This window comes from Acetobacter malorum (assembly GCF_002153605.1).
In the GTDB taxonomy this organism is placed as follows: Bacteria; Pseudomonadota; Alphaproteobacteria; order Acetobacterales; family Acetobacteraceae; genus Acetobacter; species Acetobacter malorum_A.
The window spans coordinates 198,736-207,666 of sequence record NZ_JOPG01000007.1 but is presented as its reverse complement, the minus strand read 5'-3'; the positions used below and the strand labels follow the sequence as shown (position 1 = coordinate 207,666).

General features: G+C 57.7%; 8 protein-coding genes. 5 read left to right on the top strand and 3 right to left on the bottom strand.

Features of this window, described 5'->3' with window-relative positions:
• Positions 1-275 precede the first annotated feature (275 nt).
• A complete protein-coding gene (locus HK23_RS04080; RefSeq protein WP_086652960.1) occupies positions 276-1,478 on the bottom strand; it encodes an MFS transporter in 1,203 nt (400 codons plus the stop codon).
• A gap of 153 nt (positions 1,479-1,631) precedes the next feature.
• On the opposite strand from HK23_RS04080, the gene HK23_RS04075 reads away from it, so the two are divergent.
• The 5 genes from HK23_RS04075 to HK23_RS04060 all read left to right on the top strand — a co-directional run bounded on the left by HK23_RS04075 (position 1,632) and on the right by HK23_RS04060 (position 6,172).
• The gene (locus tag HK23_RS04075) at positions 1,632-2,798 is read left to right on the top strand and encodes an AI-2E family transporter (protein ID WP_086652959.1); all 1,167 of its coding nucleotides are present in this window, start codon (positions 1,632-1,634) and stop codon (positions 2,796-2,798) included.
• Between the two features lie 72 nt (positions 2,799-2,870).
• The gene (locus tag HK23_RS04070; protein WP_086652958.1) at positions 2,871-3,548 is read left to right on the top strand and encodes a response regulator transcription factor; all 678 of its coding nucleotides are present in this window, start codon (positions 2,871-2,873) and stop codon (positions 3,546-3,548) included.
• A complete protein-coding gene (locus tag HK23_RS04065; protein ID WP_086652957.1) occupies positions 3,545-5,017 on the top strand; it encodes a HAMP domain-containing sensor histidine kinase in 1,473 nt (490 codons plus the stop codon). The genes HK23_RS04070 and HK23_RS04065 overlap by 4 nt, the downstream gene beginning before the upstream one ends.
• An 84-nt stretch (positions 5,018-5,101) precedes the next feature.
• The gene (locus tag HK23_RS14210) at positions 5,102-5,452 is read left to right on the top strand and encodes a hypothetical protein (RefSeq protein ID WP_143217474.1); all 351 of its coding nucleotides are present in this window, start codon (positions 5,102-5,104) and stop codon (positions 5,450-5,452) included.
• Positions 5,453-6,172: an SIMPL domain-containing protein gene (locus HK23_RS04060; protein ID WP_086652956.1), complete on the top strand. Its 720-nt coding sequence runs from the start codon at positions 5,453-5,455 to the stop codon at positions 6,170-6,172.
• Positions 6,173-6,302: 130 nt separating this feature from the next.
• Here HK23_RS04060 and infC read toward each other — a convergent pair whose 3' ends face one another.
• The gene (gene infC, locus HK23_RS04055) at positions 6,303-6,824 is read right to left on the bottom strand and encodes a translation initiation factor IF-3 (RefSeq protein ID WP_043553587.1); all 522 of its coding nucleotides are present in this window, start codon (positions 6,822-6,824) and stop codon (positions 6,303-6,305) included.
• A gap of 171 nt (positions 6,825-6,995) precedes the next feature.
• The gene (gene thrS, locus HK23_RS04050; protein ID WP_086652955.1) at positions 6,996-8,927 is read right to left on the bottom strand and encodes a threonine--tRNA ligase; all 1,932 of its coding nucleotides are present in this window, start codon (positions 8,925-8,927) and stop codon (positions 6,996-6,998) included.
• Between the last annotated feature and the right edge of the window lie 4 nt (positions 8,928-8,931).

Here is an 8,931-nt window from a genome sequence, read left to right as displayed (position 1 = left end):
GGAAAGAACTGGAGGACAAGTGGAAAAAGAACAAAAAGAAATATGGCCTGCTTTATGACAAGCTGAAAAACAGGGAGGGGATTACACTGCTCTGACAAGGGTCCGGTCTTGTTTTTTCACTTACCAAACAGTTCTTTATGGCCTCTATGATTTGTTGCAGATTGGCTGTCGAGAGGCCGGTCAGATCCGTCGTTATCCCTTGGCTCTGATGGGTGAATTTGTATCCAGGAAGGCAATCAATCCACCCCATCACGGGACTAAATATGTAAGACCTTTTAGCCTGCCCTCGCACCCTCTTTCCCTGCGTCCCGCTTCTCACTCCACAGGGAGAGCAGGAACAGGACGAGCCCCACGCAGGACAGGATCATTCCGGCCCAGCCGGTCGCGGCATCGCCATACCCAGCCACCAGCACAAGGCCGCCCAGCCAGGCTCCGAGGGCATTGGCCATATTAAAGGCGGCGTGATTCATAGAGGCTGCCAGTGTCTGGGCATCCGCCGCGACATCCATCAGACGCATCTGCATAGCGGGAGAAAGTGCAATCCCGCCGCCAAGCATGAACACGGCAAGGGCTGTCAGTGGAATATTGGACGCCACCAGAGCAAACATGCCCAGAGCTGCCGCATTCCAGATAAACGCGCCAATGGTGGCCCATTTCAGGTTCTTGTCCATGACAATGCCGCCAACCCACGCACCGACAAACATGCCCATTCCCCACAGAGACTGGAACAGCGGCACGGCCCAAACGGGTACATGCGTCACCTGCTGCAAGGTCAGCGAGAAATAGGTGTAAACGCAGAACATCCCACCGCAGCCCACAGCTACCGTGCCGATGACAAACCAGACCTGCTTGCGGGTAAACGCGGCCAGTTCACCCAGAGCCGACCGTGCCCGATTGGGTGAATCATACGGGACAAAAAGCTGGACCATGACGCAGCAGATGGCGCTGATCAGACCGATGAGCAGATAAGACAGCCGCCATCCAAAATAGGTCCCGGCGTAACTGGCAAACGGTGCGCCGAGAATATTGGCAATGGTCATGCCCGCAAACACGCGCCCCACAGCCCGGCCACGATAACCGCGCTCCACCAGTCCCGCCGCAACCAGAGCAGATACCCCCATAAAGGAACCGTGCGGCAGACCGGTAATAAAGCGGGCAAGCTCAAGCATGTGCAAAGATGTCGCGCAGGTACTCAGGCAGTTTGTCACGGCAAACCACGCCATCAGCACCACCATCAGGGAACGGCGTGAAAAACTGGCCCCCAGCACGGACACCAGAGGAGCCCCAACCACAACACCCAGCGCGTAAGCGGAAATCGCACCGCCAGCCTGCGGCACTGTAACATGCAGGCTGTCCGCCATCTGAGGCAAAAGCCCCATGGCCGCGAACTCGCCTGTTCCGATTGCGAATGTCCCCACTGCAAAAGCGAGAATGGCTTTTGAGGCCGCATGAAGGCCTCCGTCGTTCCCGCCAGACATCTTTACTCTAACTCCCCAAAGTCCAAATTTTTCTAAATAGTCTTAATTGGAACATTTCATTACAGAACGTACAAAAATATGTACTGTCTCCTGTCACTAAAATCCAGATCAGCCGTTACATAGTCCTTCTCATTCTTGAAAGAACTGCCTTCCATGACGTCCGTTTCAGCTTCTCCCCCAGATTGTAACACTCCCTCGGTGCAAAATGAGGACAATCAGGGTTCAGCCGAGCCGCCCGCCTGCCCCCTGACCGACAACAACGCAGACAACAGCGCCGGATGGCTGGGCAGCATTACGCATATTCTACGCCTGACACTGGGGCTGGCCGTTATCGGGCTCATGGTCTGGCTGCTGGGGGATGTACTGACCATTCTGTTTGCGGCAACCCTGTTTGCGGTTGTGCTGCATGGCCTTTCCAAAATTCTGGTTAAACATCTGCGCCTGCCTTACGGCTGGTCCCTCACGGCAGTCGTGGCTGCTCTGATAGCAGCGGTTGCGTTGCTGATCTGGGGCAGCGGCCCCGCCATTGTGAATGAGGCCGCCAAGCTGCAGGACGCCCTGCGCCAGCAGGAAGCCTCCCTGCGTGCAACCTTGCAGACCAACCCCACCGGCCAGATGATTCTGAACTACCTGCCCGCCTCCCTTGGCGGCAATCAGGGTGGCAGCAGCAGCAGCCTCGCGTCCCTCGGGTCCCGCATCGCCGGCTCCATGACGGGTATCCTCGGTTCCGCCTTTGGCGCGGCCGGCACGATTGTGGTGATTTTGATTGCCGGGCTGTATTTCGCCATGGACCCCGGTCTCTACGCCAACGGCGCACTCCGGCTGGTGCCTGTGGCCCAGCGCCCCAGAGCCCGGACGCTGATGCTCCGCGCCAGCCAGACCCTGTGGGCATGGGTCGCCGGGCAGTCTCTGGACATGCTTGTGGTGGGCGTTCTCTCCGGCGTTGGCCTCTGGTTTATCGGTGTACCGCTGGCTCTGGCGCTGGGTGTTCTGGCCGGGCTGTGTAACTTCATTCCCTATATCGGCGCGATCATGGGGGCTGTGCCTGCCCTCCTCCTGGCTCTCTCTCTGGGTACGCGGGAAACGATCATGGTGGCGGTGCTTTACAGCGTTATCCAGTTTTTTGAAGGCAATGTGCTGGCCCCTGTCATTCAGCGCCACGCCGTACAGATGCCCCCCGCCATCACCGTGCTGTCTCAGACCCTTTTTGGCGCAATTCTGGGCTTCCCCGGCCTGATTTTTGCCTCTCCTCTGACCGCCGCCCTCCTCTCCATTTTTGATGGATTGACACCACCGCTCTCAGATGACGAACGCGTATAAAAACTCCGTCGTGACAAACCAGTAGGAACACCGTAAGAATTTGGTAATCACTTCCGGAGTCTGGGTCCTGAAATGCGCATTCTTCTTGTTGAAGACGACCAAACAGTTAGAACTTTCATTGCCAAAGGCCTGTCCGAATCGGGGCATCTGGTTGAGCAGGCTGAAAACGGCAAGGATGGTTTGTCACTCGCCACCAACGAGAATTTCGACATCATCATTCTGGACAGGATGCTTCCTGGCGGGGTGGACGGCATTCACATCCTTGAAACGTTGCGCCGTCAGGGCAACGTGACCCCTGTTCTGCTGCTGTCCGCTCTGGCGGAAGTGGACGAAAAGGTTGCCGGACTGAAAGCCGGTGGTGATGACTACGTCACCAAGCCCTTCTCCTTCAATGAGTTGCAGGCGCGTCTGGAAGCCCTCGTCCGGCGTAACCGGAACGAGGCCCAGCCGCAGACGCGCCTGATGGTCGGGGATCTGGAAATTGATCTGCTCGCTCGTGGCGTCAAACGCGCAGGCCAGAAGATTGACCTCCAGCCGCGTGAATTCAGGCTGCTGGAATTTCTGATGCGCCATGCCGGGCAGGTCGTCACCCGCACCATGCTGCTGGAAGGCGTGTGGGATTATCATTTTGACCCGCAGACCAATGTGATTGACGTCCACGTCTCTCGTCTGCGTCAGAAAATTGATAAACCCTTTGGCCGCCCGCTGGTCCATACCATCCGGAATGCGGGGTATATGCTGCAGGAATGAGCGAACCCACCGCCTTTGCACCCGCCAGCCCGCAGCCAGGCTTTTTACGCTTGCGCTCCGTCAGCTTACGGTTTGCACTGGTTTACGGAACGCTCTTTATCTGCTCCGCCGTGCTGTTTCTCTCCTTTATCTGGTGGGGAACAGTCGGCCTGCTTGAACACCGGGTTGAGCAGGCCATCACGACGGATTCCCGTGCTCTGTTCAACATCTGGTCAGAGGGCGGCCCCACTGGCCTGACCATGATTATTGATGACAGGCTGGAACAGGACGTGGATGACAACGCCCTGTATCTGCTCGTCAACAAAGATAACAAATGGGTCGCCGGCAATCTGGCAGAATGGCCGCGGCAGATTATCAGTAACGACCACTGGTTCACCATGCCGGTCCAACGCTCCTATGCACAGGATATGGCCAAAGTCCGGGCGTATGCCCTCCCCGATGGCTATCGCCTGCTGATAGGCCGGGATATCAGTGGCCGTACACTGCTGCGCAAGATCGTGACCGACACACTCCTCTGGGCGTGTGTCATGGTCACCCTGCTGGCCATTGGCGGCGGCTGGCTGATCCGCCGCCTGTTCCGCCACGTCATCCACTCCATCAGCCGCACCACACAGGCCATCACCCATGGAGATATGTCACGCCGCATGCCCGTGCAGGGCTCGGATGATGAACTGGATGAAATCGCCATTACCATTAACGAAATGCTGGAACGTATCAGCCGCCTGATGGACGGTGTCCGTCAGGTGTCCAACGCCATTGCGCATGATCTGCGCACCCCCATCACCCGCGCCCGGACCCAGCTGGAAGATGCAGCCCTGCATGCAAAAAATGAGGATGAACTCCGGGCCGCCATTGAGCAGGCTGTGGGCAATCTGGACAATGTCACTTCCATCTGCGAGGCGCTGCTGCGTATTGCCCAGATTGAATCCGGCGCACGCCGCTCCGCCTTTGTCCTGTTTGACCTGATCCCGGCTCTGCAGGACGTGTGCGAATTGTATGAAGCGGTGGCGGAAGACCACGGTCTGCGCTTTGTGCAGCATCTGCCGGACCACCTGCCCTTTTTTGGGGACCGCGCCATGTTCCAGCAGGCCGTGGCCAATCTGCTGGATAATGCCGTCAAATTCTCCCCGCCTCACGGTATCATCACTCTTTCAGCCGAAGTCCTCTCAACCGCACGGCGCTCGGACGGGACCCGTGGCAAGATGCTCAGCCTGAGTGTGGCAGATGAAGGAATTGGCATGAGCGAGGCCGATATGGCCCGTGCCTCCGAACGGTTTTTCCGGGCGGAACAGGCCAGAAACACACCTGGCTCCGGCCTTGGTCTCTCACTGGTGCAGGCTATTGTACAGTTGCATGACGGGCAGTTACAGCTGGCGTCCAACGCACCCGGTCTGATAACCCGTATTGAAATTCCTCTGCCCGATGAAGAAACCGTCCCGGCCGTACAGCACACGACCACCAATCATTAATTCCTTCACGTTGAGTATAAATAAACCATTACAAGTCCACTTTTGCCTTTAAAAAGACACCAATTTCCTTAAAAATTCTTATGAATGAGACGATCCTTACCTCTCGCTCTGGTGCTGACGTTAGGGAGTATCGCAACAACAGCCATCTCCACCCGACTTTCAGCACAAGCGGTTTTTCCATCCTCACCCCCGGTTGGAGGGCGACGCATTATGCGTACAGTGCCATCCCCCAAACCTGTGGTGGTTACATCAGACAGTGTGGCATTTTGCTTACAACTGTCTCGTGTCATTGAAAGTTATAATGCAAGCGCGCTATCGCCTACGGTCAGTCGACTGCGGGAAGAAGGGACAGACCTTTGCCGGCAGGGGCTGGTCCGCCCCGGTCTTATCCGACTGCGGCGCGCCATTGTCAGTCTGAAAAGGACAACGCCTTAAATGCGCCTCTCCTCTCGCCTTACCAGCCTTAGTGCTCTGGCCCTCGCTCTGACCGCCGTTACTCCGGCGCTTGCTCTGGCTCAGAACAAGCCGGAAGACAGCTACACCCGTCTGGAAATCAACGGCTCCGGTTCCGTCAAAGCAGCACCTGACCAGCTTATTGCCCGCTTTCGCGCAGAAAGCCGCGATAAAACAGCCGCTGCTGCCCAGAAAGCCGTGAATACACTGGTGCATCATGCCGTTGAGCAGTCTGCCAAGACAGCCGGAGTCAAAGCCGCTGTGCTGGAATATTCCGTATCAGAAAATCGACCGGACAAAGCGCCAGCCTCATGGACGGCCTCACAGGCACTAACCTTTACTGCGCCCGATGGCTCAGCCCTGCTACCCCTCACCGGGGATCTTCAGGGTGAAGGGCTGATGCTGGAAGATCTTTCCTGGTCACTCTCCCCGGAGAACCAGAAGAAACTGACGCTGGACGCTGAGAAAAACGCCGTGGAGGATCTGAAAAAGCAGGCAGACACGCTCGCGGCCTCTCTGGGGCTGCATGTGGTGCGCTTTGCCACCGTCTCAATGTCCAGTGGCGGGTTTCCGCGTCCTGTCATGATGATGGCCATGGCTGCACGCGGGCCTGCTGCGGATAGTGCGCCCCCGCCTTCCAGCACCGCAGAAGTGCAGACTGTCCGGGCTACCGCCCACGCCACTGTGTTACTGGCTCCGTAACGTTAAGGCAGGGGCAAGCTTGCGCTGGCATACGCCCCCAACAAAAAAGCGCCTGTGCGAAGAGAACCCGCACAGGCGCTTTTTGTATCTGTCAGACTGCAAGAGAAAATCCTGCGGCCCGCACCAGACCTTAACGGGGTGCGAGCACCATGATCATCTGCCGGTTTTCAAGGCGCGGCATCTGCTCAACTTTAGCCTGCTCGTCCATCTCGGTGCGGATACGCTCCAGAACCTTGATGCCCAGTTCCTGATGCGCCATTTCACGGCCACGGAAACGCAGGGTGACTTTCACCTTGTCGCCATCACCCAGGAAGCTTTTCACAGAGCGCATTTTAACCTGGTAGTCATTTTCGTCGATATTCGGACGAACCTTGACTTCCTTGATCTCAATGACCTTCTGTTTCTTCCGGGCTTCGTTGCGCTTTTTCTGCTGCTCGTACTTGAACTTGCCGTAGTCAAGAATCTTGGCAACGGGCGGTTCTGCGTTCGGGCTAATCTCAAGCAGATCAAGGCCGACGCCATACGCGCGAGCCAGTGCATCGCGGGTCGACATGACACCCGCCATCTCGCCTTCTTCGTCAATCAGACGAACCTGCGGTACGCGGATCTCTTCGTTAACACGTGGTCCCTCGCGGGTGGGCGGCGCGGGAATAGGGGGTCTGGCTATGGTCAGCTCCTGTCATGGATAAAAAAACTAAACAGAAGCACCTCCCGGTGCCTCCGCTTACAGTGTTATTATGTGCGCAATTCTTAGCCGTTTATCAAGCATATCCGGGCAGAAAACAGACTCATTCCAGCCCTGCCAAAAACAAGCAGCCGAGTCTCACGCTTTTTTGCGCAGATCCGGGGGCGTTGCTTCCTCGGCAATACGGGCCACAACCTCATCAAACCCAAAGGTTTCCTGATCTTTCCCGCCCAGACGGCGCATGGCAACGGTCCGCTCTTCTGCTTCCCGGCGGCCAACCACCAGAATAAGCGGCACGCGGGCCACGCTATGCTCGCGAATCTTGGAATTGATCTTGTCATTCCGCACATCGGCTTCCGCAGCCAGACCGGCGGCACGCAGGGCGGCGGCCACTTCTTCCGCATAAGCCCCGGCATCACTGACGATAGACGCCACCACGACCTGCACCGGTGCGAGCCAGAGCGGGAAGCGACCGGCATGCTGCTCGATCAGAATACCAAGGAACCGCTCAAAGGAGCCGAGAATCGCGCGATGCAACATAACCGGGCGATGACGCGCAGAATCTTCGCCAATATAGCTGGCATCGAGTCGTTCCGGCAGCACAAGGTCGACCTGCAAAGTTCCACACTGCCAGTCACGCCCGATGGCGTCACGCAGCACGAATTCCAGCTTTGGACCGTAAAACGCGCCCTCACCCGGATTATACTCATACGTCACGCCGGCAACTTCACACGCTTCCTTCAGCGCGCTTTCCGCCTTGTCCCATGTTTCATCGCTGCCCGCCCGCTGTTCCGGCCGGTCCGCAAATTTCACACGGACATGCTCAAAGCCCAGATCCTTGTAAACTTCATGCAGCATGCGCACGAACCGCACGGTTTCATCTGCAATCTGGTCTTCTGTGCAGAAGATATGCGCATCATCCTGCGTAAAGCCGCGCACGCGCATCAGCCCGTGCAGCGCGCCGGACGGTTCATACCGGTGGCAGGCCCCGAACTCGGCCATACGGATCGGCAGTTCACGGTAGGAACGCAGACCGTGACGGAAAATCTGCACGTGGCAAGGGCAGTTCATGGGTTTAAGGGCGAGGGTCTTATCCTCATCCTCAACAGTCGCCACAAACATGTGGTGACGGTATTTGTCCCAGTGGCCGGAGGCCTCCCACAAGCCGCGGTCCAGAAGCTGCGGCGTACGCACTTCCTGATACCCGCCGCGGGTTTGTGCCCGGCGCATGTAGTCCTGCAGGGCGCAATACAGACGCCAGCCTTTATGGTGCCAGAAAATCTGGCCCACCGCTTCTTCCTGAAAATGGAACAGGTCCATTTCCCGGCCAATACGGCGATGGTCGCGGCGTTCTGCTTCCTCAAGCTGGTGCAGGTGGGCGTCCAACTCCTTCTGGTCGCGCCAGGCCGTGCCATAAATGCGGGTCAGCATGGGGTTGCGATGGTCCCCGCGCCAGTAAGCACCCGCCACCTTCATCAGCTTGAAGGCCGTGCCGACATCCTTGGTGTTGCGCAGATGCGGCCCACGGCACAGATCCAGCCATTCACCCTGACGGTAGATGGAAATATCCTCATCTTCCGGCAGATCACGGATCAACTCGGCTTTGAAGCGCTCACCTTTCTCTTCAAAGAAGGCGATGGCTTTATCCCGCGGCCAGACTTCCCGCACGAACGGCTCGGCGTTGGCCACAATTTCCTTCATCCGCGCTTCAATGGCGGCGAAGTCTTCCGGCGAGAACGGCTCGTTACGATAGAAGTCGTAATAAAAGCCGTTTTCAATGGACGGCCCGATGGTGACCTGCGTGCCGGGAAAGAGAGACTGCACAGCTTCGGCCAGCACATGGGCGGCGTCATGCCGGATCATCTCCAGAGATTCCGGGTCTTTCCGGGTAATGAAGCGGACTGCGGCATCTTCGGTCACAGAGCGACCAATATCCTGCAGCGCGCCATTGACCTCCATGGCCAGTGCCGCTTTGGCCAGCCCCGGCCCGATGGCTTCGGCAATGGCCGTGCCCGTGACCGGCCCGTCAAAACTGCGAACGGATCCGTCAGGCAAGGTGATGGCAGGCATGGAA

What these genes read in the sequence shown, in the direction of transcription:
- thrS (WP_086652955.1), bottom strand. Translation starts at nt 8,927, where the DNA reads ATGCCTGCCATCACCTTGCCTGACGGATCCGTTCGCAGTTTTGACGGG.
- HK23_RS04080 (WP_086652960.1), bottom strand. Translation starts at nt 1,478, where the DNA reads ATGTCTGGCGGGAACGACGGAGGCCTTCATGCGGCCTCAAAAGCCATT.
- HK23_RS04065 (WP_086652957.1), top strand. Translation starts at nt 3,545, where the DNA reads ATGAGCGAACCCACCGCCTTTGCACCCGCCAGCCCGCAGCCAGGCTTT.
- HK23_RS04075 (WP_086652959.1), top strand. Translation starts at nt 1,632, where the DNA reads ATGACGTCCGTTTCAGCTTCTCCCCCAGATTGTAACACTCCCTCGGTG.
- HK23_RS04070 (WP_086652958.1), top strand. Translation starts at nt 2,871, where the DNA reads ATGCGCATTCTTCTTGTTGAAGACGACCAAACAGTTAGAACTTTCATT.
- HK23_RS04060 (WP_086652956.1), top strand. Translation starts at nt 5,453, where the DNA reads ATGCGCCTCTCCTCTCGCCTTACCAGCCTTAGTGCTCTGGCCCTCGCT.
- HK23_RS14210 (WP_143217474.1), top strand. Translation starts at nt 5,102, where the DNA reads ATGAGACGATCCTTACCTCTCGCTCTGGTGCTGACGTTAGGGAGTATC.